This is a genomic window from Simiaoa sunii (assembly GCF_014337175.1).
In the GTDB taxonomy this organism is placed as follows: Bacteria; Bacillota; Clostridia; order Lachnospirales; family Lachnospiraceae; genus Acetatifactor; species Acetatifactor intestinalis.
This window is the reverse complement of sequence record NZ_CP060633.1, coordinates 1,355,422-1,375,984: the sequence shown is the minus strand read 5'-3', so window position 1 is coordinate 1,375,984 and position 20,563 is coordinate 1,355,422. Positions and strand designations below refer to the sequence as shown.

At 47.5% G+C, this 20,563-nt stretch carries 19 protein-coding genes; 1 reads left to right on the top strand and 18 read right to left on the bottom strand.

Annotated elements, in window-relative coordinates; genetic code table 11:
• Positions 1-140: 140 nt before the first annotated feature.
• The 3 genes from H9Q77_RS06420 to H9Q77_RS06410 all read right to left on the bottom strand — a co-directional run bounded on the left by H9Q77_RS06420 (position 141) and on the right by H9Q77_RS06410 (position 1,871).
• On the bottom strand, positions 141-557 hold the full coding sequence (locus H9Q77_RS06420) for a hypothetical protein (protein ID WP_249326909.1): 417 nt from the start codon (positions 555-557) through the stop codon (positions 141-143).
• Positions 558-598: 41 nt separating this feature from the next.
• Positions 599-1,336: a 4Fe-4S binding protein gene (locus H9Q77_RS06415; RefSeq protein ID WP_118547073.1), complete on the bottom strand. Its 738-nt coding sequence runs from the start codon at positions 1,334-1,336 to the stop codon at positions 599-601.
• Positions 1,337-1,547: 211 nt separating this feature from the next.
• Positions 1,548-1,871, bottom strand: a complete 324-nt coding sequence (locus H9Q77_RS06410; RefSeq protein WP_022154036.1) for a cupin domain-containing protein — start codon at positions 1,869-1,871, stop codon at positions 1,548-1,550.
• Between the two features lie 101 nt (positions 1,872-1,972).
• Between H9Q77_RS06410 and H9Q77_RS06405 the strand changes: the two genes are divergently transcribed.
• Complete coding sequence (locus H9Q77_RS06405; RefSeq protein ID WP_118547072.1) at positions 1,973-2,620, top strand: Crp/Fnr family transcriptional regulator; 648 nt, start codon at positions 1,973-1,975, stop codon at positions 2,618-2,620.
• On the opposite strand, the gene H9Q77_RS06400 is transcribed toward H9Q77_RS06405, so the two are convergent.
• The 15 genes from H9Q77_RS06400 to H9Q77_RS06330 form a co-directional block, all read right to left on the bottom strand.
• Positions 2,617-3,567, bottom strand: a complete 951-nt coding sequence (locus H9Q77_RS06400; RefSeq protein WP_118552483.1) for an L-lactate dehydrogenase — start codon at positions 3,565-3,567, stop codon at positions 2,617-2,619. The two genes, H9Q77_RS06405 and H9Q77_RS06400, sit on opposite strands and share 4 nt — an antisense overlap.
• Positions 3,568-3,586: 19 nt before the next feature.
• A complete protein-coding gene (locus H9Q77_RS06395; RefSeq protein WP_118547071.1) occupies positions 3,587-4,210 on the bottom strand; it encodes a flavin reductase in 624 nt (207 codons plus the stop codon).
• A gap of 234 nt (positions 4,211-4,444) precedes the next feature.
• Complete coding sequence (locus H9Q77_RS06390) at positions 4,445-5,053, bottom strand: flagellar basal-body rod protein FlgG (RefSeq protein WP_118547070.1); 609 nt, start codon at positions 5,051-5,053, stop codon at positions 4,445-4,447.
• On the bottom strand, positions 5,037-6,392 hold the full coding sequence (locus tag H9Q77_RS06385; protein ID WP_249326908.1) for a putative glycoside hydrolase: 1,356 nt from the start codon (positions 6,390-6,392) through the stop codon (positions 5,037-5,039). Before H9Q77_RS06385 ends, H9Q77_RS06390 begins: the two co-directional genes overlap by 17 nt.
• Positions 6,393-6,479: 87 nt before the next feature.
• The gene (locus H9Q77_RS06380) at positions 6,480-7,448 is read right to left on the bottom strand and encodes a Gfo/Idh/MocA family protein (protein ID WP_249326906.1); all 969 of its coding nucleotides are present in this window, start codon (positions 7,446-7,448) and stop codon (positions 6,480-6,482) included.
• A complete protein-coding gene (locus H9Q77_RS06375; protein ID WP_249326905.1) occupies positions 7,449-8,513 on the bottom strand; it encodes a GGDEF domain-containing protein in 1,065 nt (354 codons plus the stop codon). It lies immediately after the preceding gene.
• A 210-nt stretch (positions 8,514-8,723) separates the two neighbouring features.
• Complete coding sequence (locus tag H9Q77_RS06370) at positions 8,724-8,990, bottom strand: DUF6171 family protein (RefSeq protein ID WP_249326904.1); 267 nt, start codon at positions 8,988-8,990, stop codon at positions 8,724-8,726.
• Entirely contained in the window at positions 8,990-10,498 is a 1,509-nt protein-coding gene (locus H9Q77_RS06365; RefSeq protein WP_249326903.1) for an alpha-N-arabinofuranosidase, read from the bottom strand. Before H9Q77_RS06365 ends, H9Q77_RS06370 begins: the two co-directional genes overlap by 1 nt.
• A 27-nt stretch (positions 10,499-10,525) precedes the next feature.
• On the bottom strand, positions 10,526-11,836 hold the full coding sequence (locus H9Q77_RS06360; RefSeq protein WP_249326902.1) for a glycoside hydrolase family 28 protein: 1,311 nt from the start codon (positions 11,834-11,836) through the stop codon (positions 10,526-10,528).
• 71 nt (positions 11,837-11,907) lie between these two features.
• Positions 11,908-14,058 carry a 1,3-beta-galactosyl-N-acetylhexosamine phosphorylase gene (gene gnpA / locus H9Q77_RS06355; protein WP_118547064.1) on the bottom strand — a complete coding sequence of 717 codons (2,151 nt, stop codon included), beginning with the start codon at positions 14,056-14,058 and terminating at the stop codon, positions 11,908-11,910.
• Between the two features lie 66 nt (positions 14,059-14,124).
• Positions 14,125-15,537 carry a rhamnogalacturonan acetylesterase gene (locus H9Q77_RS06350; RefSeq protein WP_249326900.1) on the bottom strand — a complete coding sequence of 471 codons (1,413 nt, stop codon included), beginning with the start codon at positions 15,535-15,537 and terminating at the stop codon, positions 14,125-14,127.
• Positions 15,538-16,590 carry a glycoside hydrolase family 88 protein gene (locus H9Q77_RS06345; RefSeq protein ID WP_249326899.1) on the bottom strand — a complete coding sequence of 351 codons (1,053 nt, stop codon included), beginning with the start codon at positions 16,588-16,590 and terminating at the stop codon, positions 15,538-15,540.
• A 212-nt stretch (positions 16,591-16,802) separates the two neighbouring features.
• Complete coding sequence (locus tag H9Q77_RS06340; RefSeq protein WP_249326897.1) at positions 16,803-18,527, bottom strand: type 2 periplasmic-binding domain-containing protein; 1,725 nt, start codon at positions 18,525-18,527, stop codon at positions 16,803-16,805.
• A gap of 84 nt (positions 18,528-18,611) precedes the next feature.
• On the bottom strand, positions 18,612-19,541 hold the full coding sequence (locus H9Q77_RS06335) for a carbohydrate ABC transporter permease (RefSeq protein WP_118668253.1): 930 nt from the start codon (positions 19,539-19,541) through the stop codon (positions 18,612-18,614).
• Positions 19,542-19,553: 12 nt separating this feature from the next.
• Positions 19,554-20,507: an ABC transporter permease gene (locus H9Q77_RS06330; RefSeq protein WP_249326895.1), complete on the bottom strand. Its 954-nt coding sequence runs from the start codon at positions 20,505-20,507 to the stop codon at positions 19,554-19,556.
• Positions 20,508-20,563 lie beyond the last annotated feature (56 nt).

The window sequence follows — 20,563 nt, the reverse complement described above, 5'->3', positions numbered from 1 at the left end:
TCATGACGAGAACTACTCATCACTTTTCGTAGAAAATTCACATCCGGAGACCTTACATCGAGACATGTGTATCGCATGCTCCGGGAGTTCGTGGATTTTGCCAATGTATTCAACTAACTCTCAATTTATTGAATCAAATCTTAGCACATAATCTTCTGCTGTATCTGCGTATAAGCCTCCGGTTCCAGATCATACCCAAGATAGGCAATCCCCTGATAGACATCCTCCGGGACATTTTCCGACGAACCCATTTTTTTGCAAATAGCTTCGATCAGATCCCGCTTCGCAGAGATGACCTTCACATCTGCTGCATAAAATTGCGCCATGTCATAATCCGAAGTATTGCCGCAGGGATTGAGGCAGGTGGCACAGTCCGGCGCAATGATGAATTTCTCTGCATGTATCTTCTGTACCATTTCTTCCTCGCTGCCTGCGTCCTTCAAACACAGAAACGCTTCCCGAATCACTCTGTCGGTCTGCTCTGTTTTTCCGTTATTTGATACGGCTCCCACCAACCCGATCAGAGCACTGATGATGCTGTCTCCCTGCATTTTCATACAATCTCCTTTTTCAGACACTTACTTTCAGCAAAAACATTTTATTCCAGAATCTCTCCATCAATAGAGATGGTCACTACCTGCCAGGGCAGAAACTTTCCGCTGTCCTGTATAGCCTTTTTTGCCGCCATTTCCAGACCGCCGCAACAGGGTACTTCCATGCGCAAAATAGTCACGGACTGAATATCATTGTTCCGCAGAATCTCCGTCAGTTTCTCACTATAGTTCACCGCATCCAGCTTTGGGCAGCCGATCAGCGTCACTTTACCGCGAATGAATTCTTTGTGGAAATTCGCGTAGGCATAGGCGGTACAGTCTGCCGCAATAAGCAGCTTTGCTCCGTCAAAGTAGGGTGCCTGCAACGGTGCCAGTTTGATCTGTACCGGCCAGTTGCGCAGCTGAGATTTGATTGCATCATTGGCGTTACTGTATTCCGCCACTGCCGCTGCATCTTCCTTCCGGTTCATCTGTCGTATACGGCTTCCCGGGCATCCCCCATGCGGAATCTGCATACCCTCCCGCTGCATTTTTTCCTTCTGCTTCAACTGCTGTGCCTGTTTCACTGCCGCCTCATCATAGGCAGGTGCCTCCCGCTCTTCGAAAGTAATAGCTCCCGTCGGGCATCCGGGCAGACAGTCACCAAATCCATCGCAGAAATGCTCTCTGACCAGCTTTGCCTTGCCATCAATAATATCTATAGCACCCTCATGACATGCAGTCGCACAAATACCGCAGCCATTGCATTTTTCTTCATCAATATGAATGATTTTTCGGATCATATTTTCCTCCTCGATTTCTCTATGCTCTTAGCTTGTCTCTAAATCATCCGTTACTTTTCTAAACATCTGACCTTAATTATTCGTCCTATGTTTCATCACAAGATCAATATTGCAAAATCCAGAATTTCATTATGTTGTTTTTCCAACAAAGAAATCCAAACAAACGGTATTTTGCACAAACCTCAAAAGAGAACCGCATTTTTTCTACAACTCAGAAAGATACTGTCAGCTGCATCTTGAATCTCTCCTCACCGTATACTGCGTGAGGGATATCCTTGGGCATGATCAGAGTCTCGCCCTCTTCCACGTAGAATACTTCGCCGCCTACGGTGAATCTGCCCTTGCCTTCCAAAACGGTTACCATAGCATCACCGCCTGCTGCATGGGTGGAGATTTCCTCGCCCTTGTCAAAGGAAAAAATCGTCATACTCACATAGTCGTTCTGTACAAGAGTCTTGCTGACTACCTGCCCCTCCTGGTATTTCACCAGCTCCTTCAGATTTAATTTCGTCTGTTTTTCAATATTTTTATACATCGTTATCCTTCCTTTCCTGAACTCTCCTTGACTTTCTGAGGGGATTATACTAGAATCATCCCATCAAGTATGTTGGTTTTCCAACAAAAGGAGAATTTATTATGCACAATCCTCTCTTTCAGAATATTTTACCTGAAGATATCCCCGTTATGCTGAAGCGCCTGCACGCCTATACAAAATCCTATCCAAAGGAGGAGTATATCAGGCATGCCGGCGATCCGGCGGATTTCATCGGTATTGTCGAGTCCGGTTCGATCCATGTATTACAGGACGATTACTACGGCAACCGTAATATTACTGCCTCCATCTCCGAGGGCTCCCTGTTCGGGGAGGCTTTTGTCTGTGCCGGGATTCCTCATCTTCCTGTGGATATCGTGGCTGCGGAGGATTGCAATATTATGTTTTTAAATGGGAAAAAACTGTTAAATACCTGTGACAACGGCTGTGAGTTTCACCATACCCTGATCCGCAATCTCTTGGGGATCGTGGCACAAAACAACATGTATCTGAACCAGAAAATCAAATATACCTCCCGCAAAACCACCCGAGAAAAACTAATGGCGTACCTGACCGATCAGGCAAAAATGAAAGGTTCCAACGATTTCACCATCTCCTTCAACCGTCAAGAACTGGCGGATTATCTGGGAGTAGAAAGAAGCGCCATGTCCGCGGAACTCGGCAAGCTTACAAAGCTTGGGATTCTGCAGACACAGCGCAGTCATTTCACATTATTAAAACCTTTAGACTAATCCGGATAAAATTCCGCTATCACCTTCTTCAATACAGTTGCCGATTGCTGCAGTTCTGACAGTTCTTTCTCATTTAATTCAATGGGCACCACCGTCTCAATACCGTTTTCATCCACCACTGCCGGAATGCTTAACACCACATTCTCCAGTCCGTACTCTCCCGTCATCAGACTGGATACCGGCAGAATGGACTGCTCATTACGGACAATTGCTGCGCAGATTCTGCATACAGCCATAGCAATTCCGTAATAGGTTGCGTGCTTTCTCGCAATGATCTCATAGGCACTGTTTTTTACACTGTTAAATATTTTCTCCATGGATGCCTCATGGTCATAATGTCCCCGCAGTTCACAGAAATCGTTGATAGGCATGCCACCAACTCTCGCCTCACTCCAGGCTGCCAGTTCGCTGTCTCCATGTTCGCCGATAATAAAGGCATGAATACTTCTGCTGTCCACTCCCAGATGTTCTCCCAGTTCATACCGGAATCTGCCGGTATCCAATACCGTTCCGGAGCCGATGACCCGGTTGGCCGGATAGCCGGATTCCTTCAGGGCTATATAAGTCAGAATGTCTACCGGATTGGAGACAATGAGCAGGATTCCTTCAAAGGGTCTCTTTTTAATCTCCCCGATAATGGACTTCATAATGGCACTGTTTTTCCGGATCAGATCCAGTCTCGTCTCGTCGGGCTTCTGGTTGGCACCGGCGGTGATCACAATGACTGCGGCGTCCGTAATATCATCATAAGTACCCGCATAGATCTTCATGGGGCTGGCAAATGCCATGCCATGACTGATATCCATAGCTTCTCCTTCCGCACGATCATGATCGGCATCGATCAATACCATTTCCGAAAAAAGCTTACTCTGCATCAGGGCAAACGCGGAAGAAGATCCCACAAATCCGCAGCCCACTACAACTACCTTTCTACTGTCAATACTCATAATTCTGACCTCCTGTCATTTACTTTATCACTTTTTCAAAATCAGATGCCGGATGTTTACACAATGGACAGATAAAATCCTCGGGCAGTTCCTCTCCCACATACTCATAGCCACAGATGGTGCAGCGCCATACTGTCTGACCGTCCACAGTCTTCCCTGTATCTACCGGCTTGGGTTTTACATTTTCCTGATAATACTCATAGTTTGCGGATGGCTCTTCACTTAATACTTCCATCTCCGTCACTTCTCCGATGAACATAGTATGAGATCCCAGATCCACGGTCTGAGTAACTTTCACTGCAATGTATGCGTTAGTGCCTTCTGTGATATAGGGCACGCCGTTCTCTGCATTTTTATATGCTGTATAATCCGCAAATTTATCCACTTCTCTGCCTGACTGAAAACCAAACCGCTCATACAGTGGAAACTCTGCCGTCCTGCTGAGTACGGATACATTAAATACACCGGTGTTTAACAGCATATCGTGGGTATAGTTTGCCTTGTTAATGCAGATGCAGATCTGATTCGGAGTGGAAGCTGCCTGGATCGCGGTATTGACGATACAACCGTTTATCTTCTCTGCATCCCGTGTGGTTACAATGTATAATCCGTAGCTTAACTTGTACATTGCCTTATGATTCATATAACTTCTCCTTTTCTCCTGTGAGTTGTTTTCTTTTAGTATCTCTTACATAACACAATTTATTTACTTTGTATTTCTCTTTTCGTATCTCTTATGTATTTCATACCCTGATTATAGCGTAACTGTAATTATCTGTCAATAATAATAGTAATGATTCTTATTTTATATTTAAAAATAACACCGATAGCCTAAGATATCGGTGTTTCTCACTTTTATAAATATTGTACGTTCCTCTTAGTAGGTCACCACGTTGTGATATACTCTGTAATACCCATCCCCGAGGTCTACCAACTGCAGCTGAATCACAAAGTTCTCCATGCCAAGCTTTTTCAGCACCTCCGCTACATATCCCTGCTCGTAGGCTCCGGTATTATACGCCTGCTCAATGGTACTCCACAGACTCTTGGAAACCACATTGTCAAAATGCTGATCTCCGCTCCCCAGAATGCTTAACTGTGTAATACAGTTCGCATAATAAGAGTTTAAATCCGTCACAGCGTCACTTCGGGGAGCCGGTGTGGCTGCTGTGCCGCTGTCGGAGCTTCCGGTATTACCGCCGGGATATCGCAGGGGTTCCTGGGGATTCGGATTGATGTAATCGCTCAGACTGTTTTCAGGCTGATCCGGCAGCGTTACCGAAACACTTCCATCTGTACCTATATTGCTGGGATTTCCGATTGCCTCTGCTGTCTCTGTTACAGTCTCCGCATTATTTCCGTTTCCATACAGCCTCTGTGCCAGAGCATTGGTCATATCCGGATTCAGTGCAAATACCAGGATCCCGCCACATAACAGCAGGCAGATCACTGCAATCCCTATCATGATCTTATTGATTATTTTCATTATCCTCTACCTCGTCTGCACCAAGCAGTCCCTCTGCCGAATAGCGGTTTGTTGCATTCCACAGGATCCATTCCTCATAACCGGCATCATAGACTGCCTGAATCTGTTCCCTGATCTGTGTTCCGTTATAGGAAATATGCCCCGGAACCCAGGTGGCAGTAAATGCCTGTAGCCAGGGTCTCACCACAGCCCGCTCTGCCTCCGGAATCTCCTGCAGTTCTTCGACAGAACCCTGCATTGCCGCCAATACCGTCTCATAAGGATTCGCATCCGGTACCTTCAGTCCGAATACCCCGTTCGCATAATGAGAGGGATACACCATGGGACTGATGGCATCCACGGTCTGTCCCAGCGCCATGTAATCCTGCCCTACCGTCTGCACGTCGGTCTCACTTCCGATGATAGTGCCGAAGACATCCGCCGTAACCACGCATCCCTTTTCATGCAGTCTGTCTCCTGCATAGGCAAGAAAATCCTGTATTGCCTGCCTCTTCGGATAGGCATCCATATCCACACCGTAGTCCGCCACATTGGCATCTGATCCCACCGGAAAACGCACATAATCGTACTGGATCTCATCGAATCCAAGGTCTGCTGCCATCTCGGCAAGTTCTGTCAGATATTCCCAGACCTCCTGCCTGTATGGATTCACCCATGCCAGGCCGTTGGCATCCGTCACCGGCTTGCCGTCCGGTTTCGTCAATGCCAGTTCCGGTCTCGCCGCCGCCAGAATGGGATCCTTGAAACATACGATCCTCGCAATGGTATAAATATTATGATCCTTCAGTTCCTGCATCAAAGCCTGAATATCCCGGATGTAGCGCACTCCTGCCTGCATTTCGGATATCTGGTCCAGTACGGGAATGTTCTGTGTAATCTCCTCATTCGTCAGCCGGAACGTCACATTTCCTTCATCATTTTTCACATCAATGACCATAGCGTTCAGTTCCGTCTCATCCACAAGCCCGATCAGCTCCTCCATTCCGGCGCTGCCGGCCTTAGGACCGGTGACATAAATGCCTTTCACTTTCGTCCGGTCCACCATGCGATCCGCAGTAGTAAGCTCCTTCCGAGGCGCCGGGGCAGGAGTCGGTGCCGTTTTATTCGTATCCTCCGCAGTTCCTGTGGATGCAGCATCTCCACCCGTGACATCCGATGCCGTTTCCCCGGCAGCGGTCACCTCAGCAGAATCCACCGTTGCCGCAGCTTCTATTCCATCACTTCCTATTCCATTCCCTGTTAACTCTATCTCATTGTCTGTTCCGCAGCCGCTCATACTAAATATCAGCATAATCCCCGCCGCTAGAAGTCTCTTCCCCAGACTCTTGTTTCGTATCATCAGTATTCTCCCTGCATGCCGACGGTTGGTCATATTTTCTTCGGCTCTTTTTACCGCCGGAATACTGTTATCAGATTTTTTCCTGGTCTACTCTTCCTCTGGATAGGTCAGTCCCCACTGTTTTCGGATCTCTGTCATCATGCGCATGACATCTTCCGTATAATTCAACTTCATGACCTCCGGTTGTCCGGCAATTGCCCGCTCCATATCCTCTACCTCATAGACGAGGGCATCCGCTGTGGCTCCTGCCCGGAGCTCCTCAGTATGACCGTCCTCCGTGTAGGTGATCACTGCCTTCTGTCCTCTGGGATATTCATACATCTCTACATAAGCCTTGTCAAAAGAGAGCATGCCCCGCTTGGGCTGCTTGGCATGCAGAGATAATGTCACTGTTGCCATTTCCTTTTTCGGATTCATTAAAAGGATACCCGCCTGCTCGTCCACTCCCGTAGGTGCAAATTTCACCTGAGAGGCGATCTGATCCGGACAGGAACTTAAGAACATTCTTACAAAAGAGAGCGCATATACGCCGATATCCAATAATGCACCGCCCGCCAGATTCCGGTTGAAGAACCGGTTCTTCATGTCGTATTCCTTATAGCTTCCGAAGTTCATCTGTATCACGCGAAGTTCTCCGAGGTCTCCCGCATCCACTCGTTTTAACAATTCCTTATAGATTGGCATATGATAGATTGTCATAGCTTCCGCCAGAACTACGCCGTGCTCCTTCGCCAGCTGCATGGCTTCTTCCAGCTCTTCGGAGTTTAACGTAATGGATTTCTCGCACAACACATGCTTACCTGCTGCCAGAGCTTTTCGTAAAAATTGAATATGCGTATTATGAGGCGTAGAGATATAGATGATATCCACCGCCGGATCCGCACAGACCTCCTCAAAACTTGTAAATACATTCTGAACACCGTATTTCTTTGCAAAAGCTACTGCTTTCTCCTGCGTCCGGTTCACGACACCATACAGTTTCTGTCCTCTTTTTTCCATTGCCTGCGCCAGTTCATTGGCAATGACACCGCAGCCTGCACTCACCCAGTTTGCCATCTATTCTCTGCCTTCCTTTCCGCGTATTTTATTCTCATACATTTTAGTATCTGCTTCATTTACGATCTTGCGAATATCCACACCACAGCCTACTGCCCAGCCCGCGGCACTGGAGATCGGCATCTCACCCTGTCCATCCCGCTCAAGCAGTGCTGCGCTGACCGATTCTACCATGGATTCAATTTCAAAATCCACAGGATTCTCAATGATCATGACAAATTCATCTCCACCCACGCGATAAACCTTACGTCTGTCCGTAGACAATTCATACAATACAGAAGACAATGTCTGAATCAGTACATCTCCTGCTGCATGACCGTATTTGTCATTGACATATTTTAGATTATTCACATCCCAGAAAACAGCTGCCAGCCTGTGTACCTGCGGATAGTAGTTTTCAATCATTTCCTCATATTTATTTTTGTTATACACATGGGTACCCAGATCCGTCTCTTTGCGATAAGTCAGATCAGCGATCCTTTGTGCATCTTCATGGCTGCTGATACTGATATAGCGCAGGATGAGTGTGAATACCAGAAGAATCACTGCCCGCGGTAGTGCTCCATAGAACAATATTACAAATACCGGATCCGGCTCAAAGTCAAACTGTAAAGCTCCTGCACTCCACTGCTCCAGATACCAGCTTCTTGTATGATTGCTTCCAAGCAGCAGGTTCAGATCACATATACCGTGATAAAATCCTGCCAGCATACTGATCGTCATGGTGATATTATTCACGAAATACGTGATCCACAGACTCCTCTTCTGTCGGTACTGCACTGCCAAAAGCAACGGCAGCACATAGATAAGAACTGCGTGAAAAGATAAAAAAGTAGCAAAAATCGCTGAAATCATACAGATCAGCGTCAGGAACACATATTTGACCCATTGCTTCGACAAGTCCACTTTCTTATAAATATAGACTATAGGGATTCCTATGACCGCAGATATTCCCACTGCCATTGTAAAAATTCCGGCATCCACGATAAAGATCCGTAGCAGTGTCAGTACCCAGATCACTAAAACGGTCGCAAAGATCCAAAAAAAGCCTTTCAAAGTCTGCAAGTTTGAGCGTATCTCCTGCTGATGTAATTCCTGATTATACTGTTCCTGGTAATTTTCCATTGCAATATCCTATGTATCTATCATTTGTTTTCTCATTGCTTAGTGTACAGCAAATGTAGTATAACATATTCTGATTGTTTTTGCATTTATTTACGCTAAATTAACAGTTGAATTAACAGTTAAAATAGTGAAGCATACAAAAATATGCCCCTACCACTTCTGGTAGGGACATACATTTTTGGCAATCACAGCCCTGAGCTCCACAAAGCACCCACAGGCTCCACACAGTCCTTCATTCAGGTAATTACAGCTTTTACATACGGCAAGCCGCTTTTCATAAATTGTCTCGTCAGCCCTTATCCCAGACTCCAGTCTGGCAATATACGAATACAGACTTTCCATATAGGCATTCTGATCCATCTCCCGGAGCAGACATTTTCGGCAGGGATATTTCTGCCTTACTTCTTCGTCCGGCATTATTTCACCCGGAACATCACCACGCTGCATGCCGGCATGGTAAATATGATCTTTCCATTTTCAATCTTATAATCTGTAAACACTTCCTCGTGCACCTTGTCGGGATCCTCAAAAGTATTGTAAGCATGCATATCATTGGTAAGAATCGCAGCGGACACGTACTTTGGATTACACTCTGCGAAAGCGATCTCCACCTCTTCTGCCTTATCAATGGACAGGTTGTTCAGGGTGATGGTCACAACACCGTCCTTATCCACGGAAGCGGATTCCTGTAAATGGGGAACCTTGAACTTTTCGTCTTCTCCGATCTGTTCCACACCATCGATATAGCTTTCCACCAGATCCGCATCCTGATGGTATTTGTACATATGGAATACATGATAAGTCGGTGTCCGCAGCATCTTCGGTCCTTCCGTCAGGATCACTGCCTGCAATACGTTGATCAACTGTGCGATGTTTGCCATTTTCACACGGTCACAATGCTTGTTGAAAATATTTAAGGAAAGTCCCGCTACCAATGCATCACGCATGGTGCTCTGCTGGTATAAAAATCCTGGATTTGTGCCGGGTTCCACATCGTACCAGGTACCCCACTCGTCACAGATCAGACCGATCTTTTTCTCGGGATCGTATTTGTCCATGATCGTAGAATGCTTATGAATCAGTTCATCCAACTTAAAAGCCTTTGCCAGAGTCTTGTACCATGCTGCATCATCGAAATCCAGTGCACTTCCCTTGTGAGACCAGTCATCCTCCGGCAGTGTATAGTAATGCAGGGACAGTCCGTCCATAAAGCCATGCATCCATTCCGGTGCATTTTCAAAACAGGTCTTCAGCACATTTTCAGTCCAATAAGTATCTCCCGCATTGGGGCCGCAACAGACTTTGAAAATTGGGTGCTTCTGATCATAATTTCTCACATAGGTCTGGTATCTACGGTACAGATTGCCATAGTAGGATGGAGTCATATTGCCGCCGCATCCCCAGTTTTCGTTACCGACACCGAAGTAATCCACCTTCCATGCTTTCTCTCTGCCGTTTTTTCTACGCAGGTCTGCCATAGGAGATACCCCATCGAAGGTCATGTACTCTACCCACTCGGACATCTCCTGTACGGTACCGCTTCCCACATTGCCATTGATGTAGGTCTTACAGCCGATCTGCTCACACAGTTCGAAGAACTCATGGGTACCGAAGCTGTTGTCCTCGGTCACACCACCCCAATGAGTGTTGATCATTTTCTTGCGGTTCTCCTTCGGTCCGATACCGTCCTTCCAGTGGTATTCGTCTGCGAAACAGCCACCGGGCCAGCGCAGCACCGGAAGCTTCATCTCCTTGAGCGCTGCCACTACATCGTTACGCATACCATTGGTATTGGGAATCTCGGAATTCTCTCCCACATACAGTCCTTCATAGATACATCTGCCCAGATGCTCGGAAAAGTTACCGTAGAGTTCCGGGTTGATATGTCCCTTCTTGTTTTTTTCGTTAATATACACCTTTGCCATATTAATCTCCCTTCCTCAGAGCATTTATTATTGGAAGCCCTTCACTTCATGCCAGTTTTCCGCAGGCTCCGTACTTTCTTCCACCTGTACATTCTCATATACTACACTTCTTAACTTGTCTTCTGAAAAATTATCCACTCTTGCCCGGATCCGCAGATCCTTCAGTGTAAAATCTGTAAGAAGATACTGCTCTTCATCCGCGATCACATCAAAAAATGTATCACAGACACAATCACAGTCCCGCATGGTGATATGATCGGCATAGGACAGCGGCCTGTCCTTTCGGTCCTTCAGATCAAAAAACTGTGTCCAAGGATAAATCTTAAGGAATTCCTTTACCCTGCCTTCGATCTGTTCCACGGTAATGTATTCATAGCGCTGTGGAGTGTCCGGCCGCATTTTCAGCCACAGCAGTCTCGCTGCTCCCTTGATCTTAACTCTGCGCATAAGAATATTCCGGTTATGTACGGATTCCGAACCGCAGGTGAGACACCCATGACAGAAACCGTAGACGCAATCCTCCACCAGAATCCGCTCATTGATGCCGTTCTCCGGCTGGGTATCCGCCCAGGGCCCTTTACCGCCTTTTAATACCACAGAATCGTCATTGACTTCCATATAGCAGCCCTTGACCAGCACATCCGTACAGACATCTATGTCGATGGCATCCGTACTGGGTGCAGGTATCGGTCCTGCCGGGGAATAGATCTGACAATTTAAGTATTTCACATGATCGCATTTATAAATATGTGTGGTCCAGAAATGAGAATTCTGTAAATGCAGATCTGCGATCAGGACATTTTTACAATTCGACAGATACACAAGGCGGGGACGCTGTTCCTCCTTGTTGCCGCCACCTCCCCATTTCCAGCGGAGCCAGCAGGCTCTCCATGCCTTAAGACCGTTACCGTCAATCGTACCCGGTCCGCACATGGTAAAGCCATCCACCCCGTCTGCATTGATCAGTGCCGTATAGTAGAGGCAGGTCTCTCCTTCGATCCGGGTCTCACGCAAATCATAATCCGAAATATCATTGCTGCCCTTTAAGGTGGCTCCGGCGGAAACATAGAGATTCACTCCCTGTTTGAAATAAATCGATCCTGTCAGATAGGTTCCGGGCGGTACCACCAGGACACCGCCGCCTTCCTCTGCCGCCAGATCAATGACCTTCTGGATCTCTTTGGTATAGATCTTTCCATCATCCCAGATTCCGTATTCCGTCAGAACATATTGTTTTCCAAGTTCTGACAGCTGTGGAATCTTCGTCTCATAGAACCAGTCATCCATCGGGGTTCCGTCAGGAAAATATTCTGTATGTCTTATTTTTTCGCTATCCATTTCCAGCTCCTTTGCGTTCCGTTCCACAGAATCCGAATGCCGGACTGTGGTCTATGATCGTTACTATCTGGTCATCCGATTTCCAAGAAAGTAGTATCGTATGGTGCAATGGTTACCGTATATGCCCCAGCTTCCGTAGGGATTGTGGTGGTCTGCTCGGTATCACTGTTATTGATAACTACCAATTTCCTGCTCTCCGGATAATAAGCACACTCCGTATACAGGTTATCAGTCATATAACTGCCGGAAATACCTTCTCCGCCCGCATAACGGATCAGTTGGTACAGCATTCTGGTATTCCACAGGTTCACCTGGAAGGAAGACAGATAGATCCCCAGTCCCCTGCCGAAACGGTTCACGGTTACTTGCGGCTTCCCGCCGTCTGACAAAAGCACCTGTGCCCTGCCGTCTGTCAGGTAACGGTTCTCCTTCGCTTCCACACCGGCACCTTCCGGGATCAGTCTCTCCGGATCCGCTGCCTCGAAAGCCCATTTTCCATGGCAGACTCTTGCACCGGTATCTTCATCGATTCCCAGCACATGAGCCATACGGAAATACGTATCGTATCCTTCCACAGCAGAAGGCTCATTCACACCGATAAAACAGCCGCCCTCGTGTACCCACTTTGTAAGTGTGGTAACAAGTTCCTCATCCTTCCAGGCATCCCCGCCGCTCCAGGCACTTCCGGCTCTGCCTGCATTGATCACTACATCTACGTCCTTCAGTATACCATGTTTTACATCCTCAAAGGAAATAAATTTCACATCCACGGGAAGTCCGGACAGGGCTTCGTTAATGTGGATCAGGTCATGCATATACGTCTCATGGAAATGTCCGGATAATGTCCAGGAACGTAAACTTCCCCAGTAGTGCAGTACTGCCACACGGGTCTTGATACGGTAAGGCTCACCCTCATCGTGGAAGCTGCGGATCAGACGGAATTCGTCTGCCACCTTTTCCATATAATCGCAGAAGTCCGGGAAATCCTCTACCAGATGCAGGTATCCGCCGAGACCGATCCGGTCGATCCTGGCCCATAAAAGTGCGCGTCTTACACTGTTCCAGTATTTTTTCGCATCCAGCGTGGGATCGCCGCCTTCCATGAAGGTCGGTGCTCCGCCCAGTCCCACCGGGAACAGGTACGGATGCAGACGCAGTTCATGTACCGGCACATCCACGCCTGCGCACAGTCTCGCTTCGTAACCGGAGAAAACACATTTGATCAGTCCGTCGAAGCCAAACTCCCCAAATCTTCCGTTGTAAGGCTCCACACCTACCCAGCTGTCATCATAGAAGACATACGCCTTTTTACCGTAGGAATGCACCATATCGATCAGTTTTCTGCCGAAGGAAATGACGAAGTCATTGATAAATGCCATCCAGTCCGCCTTTTTTGCGTTGCCGGGCATATGGGTCACATGCAGCTGTCCCTTATTGATAAAATCTTCCGCTGTCATACGGTAACCGTATTGTTTCTCGAATTCCTGCAATGCCGGAACACTCACAGTGAAATCATAGGAACCCCAGTCGGAGAACAGATTCCGGTTCCTCTCACTGCTTCCCCAGATCCATACGAAATTATAGAACATGGAAGTAAAGCGTACCACCGTGGTATCCGGATGGGTCTCGCACCAGTTCTTCATCCAGCCAAGCAGATACTCCTGATTTTCAGGGTATCTGGGATCGATCTGCATCAGATGCTCTTTGTCCCAATGGTTCGTAGTGTGGTTGTACATGGAGATCTCTTCCCAGATACGATAGGCTAAGAAGCTCACCGTATACTTATGAAAAGGCGTGATGCCGCACAGGATCACACTTCCTTTCTCTTTGTCATAGTTCCAGTGGGAATTGTCGATCTTAACGTTGGCTGTTCTGTCGTACACTTCCCAATATTCCAATGCCGCCACACTGTCATTAATCCGGAACTGCTCCGCAAAAAAGCTGTCCATCAATCCGATGGCCACCGTATCAGACTCTGCCACACAAGGAGGGGTACACAGAAAAGTCTGCTGCAATTTGTCCTGATTCTCCTTTGCCCAGGCATTATGATCTCTGATAATACAGATGGTGGAGTAGATGCCGTAGCCGGCATGGGTGATCTCATCGGAAAGCACGGTGCCGTCACTGTCACGGATCACATCTGCGCCCCATTTTCCCGCCATTTTCAGAGTCAGTTCTTCATATCCTGATTCTCCCGGTAAGGTAAAACCACCTTTTCCCATTCTGAGTTCCTCCTCATATTCCTGCTTTTTTCTGGTTATTCTTGCTTATTTTCTTACTTGTTCCCGTTACAGAAGCTCTTCCTTCAGGCACAGTCTTACGACACGCTCCAACTGCTCTGCCTCAGACAACAATACCTGATCTCCCGCCGGGTCCGGAATGTCTTTGTAGATCTCCGGCTTCTTCGGCACTTTTATCTGCCCCACAGGTTCCCATGCGCCGAAGCCTTTCGTCACACACTCTGCCAGATATGCATAAGCTCTCTCAGAATATCCGGAGCATTTTTCACGAATCTCCTCCGCCACATAACCGGCCATTTTGTAAGCGCCGAAGTCATTGGTATGCGTATAATCTCCCGGGAAAAAGATGGGTTTTGCATCCTGTAATCCCTTTTCCAGAACGTATTCCTTACTGTGGGCATGGAGATCCAGCACGGGAATATTGTACTGTGCTCCCAGCTCCAGACACACATCTGCGAATTCCTCCAACAGATCCAGATAGGTCTGGTCCCGCAATCTCCAGGTATTTCTTGCAATGGGTGTTACCAGTACCGGATAGACACCCCTTGCCTGATTCTCTTTGATATAGCGATGCAGATTCGCCTGATAGCCGTCCTTTGCCTGCAGCTTTGGAAGCTTCTGGTCATTGTGACCGAACTGGTAAAATACATAATCGCCGGGTCTGCTGTACTGTTCGATCACCGCATAATGTCCCTCCTTGCGGAACGTATCTGTGGTCAATCCCGAATGAGAATGGTTCGACACGGAAAGTCTGGCATCCAGATATGCCGGAAGCATCTGTCCCCAGCCACAGTAACAGGTACCGGGATAATAGGGATAATCTCCGGACTGATCCGTCACTGTGGAATCTCCTGCCAGATATACGGTGGGACAATTCATCTCTTCCACCGTAAGAGCACTGATTCTTGGTCTGTCTGCCAGCACCGCAATGTCCACGGTCTTATCCGCAAAAATATGCGAATACCCCACCGGTACAATATCGCAGACATTCACCGCCATGGTATAAGTGAACTCTCCTGCCTGTACTCTGCCGCGAAAAGCAAGACGTCTTCTACCGGTAAAGATCAATACCTCTCCCATCTCTTCCTCGGAGCGGATTGTCAGCGTGACCTTATAATTGCCCTGTCTGGGCACATCCACTTTGAAGAGTAACGGGATCCGTCTGGGAGAACCCGGCATTTTTTCTCCTGACTGTGCCTCCAGGACTGCCACTTCTTCTGTGGAATCCAGATAGCAGCCATTCTCATCTTCTCTAAGGAAGGTCAGATTCTCGTTCTGATACCAGTACATCGGTTCAAAAGACGAATTCAGTTCCCGGATCTGCAGTCCTTCCTGTTCTCTTCTTTTTTTCTCTGTTACAAAGCCATAGCCTTTCCCGGGCTGATAGAGGTCGTCACTGCCCACGTCGATCAGATTGGCAGTTCCTCCATCCTTCCCGAACAGAAAATTTCTGCGAAACATTTATAACGCACCGTCCTTCTCAATCTCGTCGGATACTAACAAAGTTGCAAAAAATGATAATGCCAGTCCCTGCCCCCAGCCCTGGATATACGCCTTGGGGATTCCTCGATAGCCTTCCTTGTCTCTCATAACAGCGGTACCGCCGGAGACATTCATTACCTTACCGTCCTCACTTACGTTGGCAAGCAGCCCCTTGATTGCCTTATTGATGTATTTGCTATGTAAAGGATTACCTCTGGTCAGCATTGCTGCGGCAATTCCTGCAGATGCGGATATCTCTTCATAAGACTCCGGATCATCCACCACAGTTCTCCACAGTCCGTTCTCTGTCTGGTATACCTTCAATGCTGCCAGCTGCTCATTCAGAGAACCTGCCACATCGATATACTTGGGATACAGATAGCACTGGGGCAGGATGCCCCCTACCTGTGACATGGTAAATGCCGCCCAGGCATTCGCTCTTCCCCAATAAATACCGGACATATGGTCTCCGGCAATATTGTCATAGCCGTGATACCAGAGCCCACTGCTGGGGTTCTGTAAATATTTGATATGCCAGTAATACTGGTTCAGTGCATCATCTATTAGTTCTTCATCTTGTTCCAATACCCCCACACGCAGCATCAGAAATGCCGCCATGAACAAGGTGTCGCACCAGCACTGCTCCGGGAAATCATTGTTGGCAGATACCGTATGCTGTAGTACATGATCTCCAAAGCGCAGGGCATCTTTTCTCAGATAAGCGATCTTGCTCATGAGAATATCGTGATACTGCTGCTCTCCCGTTGCCCGGTATAAGGTAATCAGACAATGTCCCATAGCACAGGCATTTACGGTCCATACCTTGGGCAGTCCCAGATCGATCAGTTCGTCAATACGATCCTTTAACAGTTCCAGATATTCCTTTTTCCCGGTCTTCTCATAAGCATCACTGATTCCGTAATATGCCACACCACAGGGCCAGTCCCAGGTGAGATCCATATTCATGGTCTTTTTCACAATTTTATCAATGACTTCCTCTATTTCTTTCTTATCATATTCCAGTTTTAACATTTCATTTCCTCCGTTCTTGTCAGGCTTTGTCGTTTATACTCTTTTTCCGCAGCCATACTTTGGGTACATTATATGATGTCGGGGTTCAAAAACCAACTATGTCTGTCGAAAAAAAGCATAAGCTTATCTTTTTTTATACCTTTTTAATACAGCCCCCAAGCAGATCATGCCGGGGGGCTGTATGTACTTACTTTAAAACTTTATCTTTTCAATTACTGAAGTCTGGTGGTCTGACCGTTGTCCAGAGCTTCCTGTCTCTGATCGATCACTTCCTGGTAACCTGCCTCCAGGTACTTCTGGCTCAGTTCGTCATACAGAGCGTCGAACTGATCCTTAGAGCACATGGTCAGCTTATCACGATACTCAGTGTACAGATCATACAGAGTCTGATTGTACTCGGTTACTGCATCAATAGAGGTTGCGAACAGACAGTCAGAGTTAGCCTTGCCTGCTTCGTAGATAGCAACCTGTCCGTTATAGTTAGCCAGAATCTGGTCATAGAAGTCCTGAGGAATACCCTGAGGGGTGATTGCCTTGATGTCCTTCTCGATAGAACCAAGAGTCTTGACTGCGGTTACTGCACACCAGTAGTCTACGTTGTTGTTGTGACCCTGCTGCTCATCCAGACCGGTCTGATCTGCTACTGCTACGGGATCACCGTTGTCATCGTAGTTGAAGTTCACGCCTTCAATACCCCACTGCATGGTGAACAGGTTCTCGGGCTGGTTCAGCCACTCAAGATACATCATAGCTGCTTTTACTTCATCCTCGGTAGCATCGTTAGCGAAGCCGATCATCATACCAAAGTTGGTTCCGGGTCTGTAAGAAGCGGAAGATCCCCAGCTCTCATCCTGTGTCCAGGTAGAAGGAGTAACTGCTACTGCCAGCTTGCCATCGGGGTTGGTCTCATAGAAGGAATTCAGTACGTTCATGGTAGAAGATACATATCCGGTCCAGGTAAATGCTTCACCGTTGATGAAGTCTGCCTCTGCCTCGGAAGCATCTCTTAAGTAGTACTCAGGATTGTAGTAACCATCGTTGTACAGCTCGTTCTCCCATTTTAAGAATCTCTTCTGAGCTTCCGTGGACAGTGAGGGAATCTGATAGTCACCGGTGGTTGCCCATGTAGTCTCATCCTGAGGATAATCTCTGTAACCGTAGTTCTGGTCGATACCTGCACCGCTTACTTTCTTACCGCTTAAGGGATACTTGTGACCATTTTCTACCAGTTTTGCATACAGCTCTAACAGCTTGGTGTTGTCGCCAACAGGATACTCAGAAAATCCTGCTTCCTCCAACCAGTCCTGACGATAGAAAGTACACCAGGTATAAGTGGTATTGCCGTAAGGTCTGTAACCAAGTACCAGATAATCTTCATCAGACAGCTTGGTGTAAGCGTCGTTGCCATGCTCTACCATGGTCTCCCAGTAGGTGGGGGCAATCTGCTTGAACTCTTCTACATCGTAGGTCTGCAGATAGCCGTCTGCCTGCCAGCTTGCCAGCTTATCATAGTCATATTCCATACAGATCGTAGGAAGGCTCTGGCTTGCTGCCAGCATAGCGTAATCGGTCATAACGTCGCTACGGGTAATTCCTACATATTCTACAGTGATATTGTACTTGTCACCGAAATTCTCCTGTACCCATTTGGTCCAGTAGTTGTTCTCTACATCGGAGCATCCGTTTCCGGAAGAACCACGATCGTATACGGGGATCTGCAGAGTAACATTGTCTGCGAAAGGCTCCCATCCATCAATACCCGCTACTGCTGTGGAAGTTCCTGCATCTGTGCTTGCTTCTGTGCTTACCGCTGCGGTATCCTTTGTGGAAGTATCCGCACCTGCGTCAGTACTCCCACCGCATCCGGTCAGAGTTCCCATTGCCATAGCACCAACCAGTGCCGTTGCCATTACCTTGTGAAGAGTATTCTTCTTCATAACTCAATCCTCCTTGTTTTAAATACATAGTTTTATGTGTACCCCCAGCTTCGGGGAAAACTAACATGGTTGCTTTTGTTTCTCTTAACCCTTTACTGCTCCGATCATAGTACCCTGTACGAAATACTTCTGCAGGAACGGGTAGATGATAATGATAGGAATTGTTACGAACATGATGCTGGCTGCCTGTAACACTTCGGGAGTGGACTGAATCGCACTACCGGTATCTGCCAGGGAGGAAGTCTGCGCTTCCGCTGCGGATGCAACCAGCTGATACAACTTGTACTGGATCAGCTTCAGATCAGCACTCTTTGTGTAGTACATGTTGTCTGCGTAGGAGTTCCAACGGCCTACGGCGTAGAACAGAGACAACGTTGCCAGGATCGGTTTGGACAGCGGTAACACAATCCTGCTCAGGATCTGGAAGTTGCTTGCGCCATCCAGGAAAGCGGATTCTTCCAGGCTGTCGGGAATTGTACTCTGGAAGTAGTTCTTCATGATCAGCATGTTGTACGGGGAATAGATCAGAGGTAAGATCAATACCCACATGGTATCCAGCACATGCAGCTTCTGATATAACAGGTAGCTGGGGATGATGCCGGCGCTGAAGTACATCGGTACCATCAACAGGAATGTCAGTAACTTTTTACCTTTCAACCGCTTCTTGGAGAGCGGGTAAGCGGCGCAGGTACATACCAGCATTCCCAGAGCCGTGAAGATCACGGTAACGATCACCGAGAAGATCATGGAATAGGTCATGGAGTTGTCTGCAAACACCTTCTTATAAGCATCGAAGGTGATATCCTTGGGCCAGAAGTAAACGCTCTTGGACATTACTGCGGTATTGCCGGAAATGGATTTCACTGCCACATGCAGGAAAGGTAATACGCAGCTGGCGCAGAGGATAACGATCACTGCCATCATGACAAAATCACTGATGCGGAATTTGTTGACCGCATGAGCTCCGCCTGCGGAGGTAGATTCTTCGTTGATATTCACTTCTTTTTTCTTCATCGCTCTCACCTCCTACAGTAATCCGTCTTCGCCAAGCTTCTTGGCAAATTTATCAGATAACAGAACCAGGATCAGTCCGATCAGTGACTGGAACAGACCAACCGCGGTCGCCGCACTGAACTTTCCGGCTCCAATACCTTTATTGTATATGTAGACAGCCAGCTGATACTGGAAGTCCTTGACCTGCGAGTTTTCTAACGCCGTCAGTCGCTCTAAGTTACTTCCCATGACACGTCCGAGGTTTAGGATCAACAGGGTTACTACTGTGCTCTTGATACCGGGAAGTGTGATGTGCCACATTCTCTTCCAACGGTTCGCACCGTCGATCATGGCTGCTTCGTACAGTTCTCCGTTGATACCGGTGATCGCTGCCAGGTAGAGGATGGTGCCCCATCCCATTGTCTGCCATACACCGATCAGCAGATAAGTGATTGCCCAGTGCCATTTCTCATTCAGGAACGGAATTCCTTCGGAGATCACTCCCATGTTGGTTAACAGGATATTCACCAGACCGGAGTTGGGGCGGAACATTGTCATCGCTACGCTTCCGATGATGGCCCAGGAGAGGAAGTGCGGCAGATACAGGATCGTCTGGGATACCTTTTTGAATCTGGGATATCTTAATTCATTCAGGATCAGTGCCAGAATGATCGGCATCGGGAAACCCACTAACAGGTCTGCCAGATTGAACACTACGGAGTTGCGAAGCGCTCTCATGAAGTCGGCATCCTTGAATATTTTAATGAATGTCTTCATTCCCACCCATTCACTGCCTGCATATCCCTTCGCCGGTTTGTAATCCATGAAGGCCATCCGCAGTCCCGGGTAAGCACCGTAGCTGAATACAATTACCATGATCAGTGGAAACAACAGAAGCAGATACAACTGCCAGTCTCTTTTAAAAGCTTGTTTCCAAGTGGTTTTCGTTTTCACCCCCGCCACATTGGCTGCATTCTTCTTCGCCATATCGAACCTCCTCAAGTGTCAGTTATGTTTTCTCGTCATTTTGTACACTTTTTGTA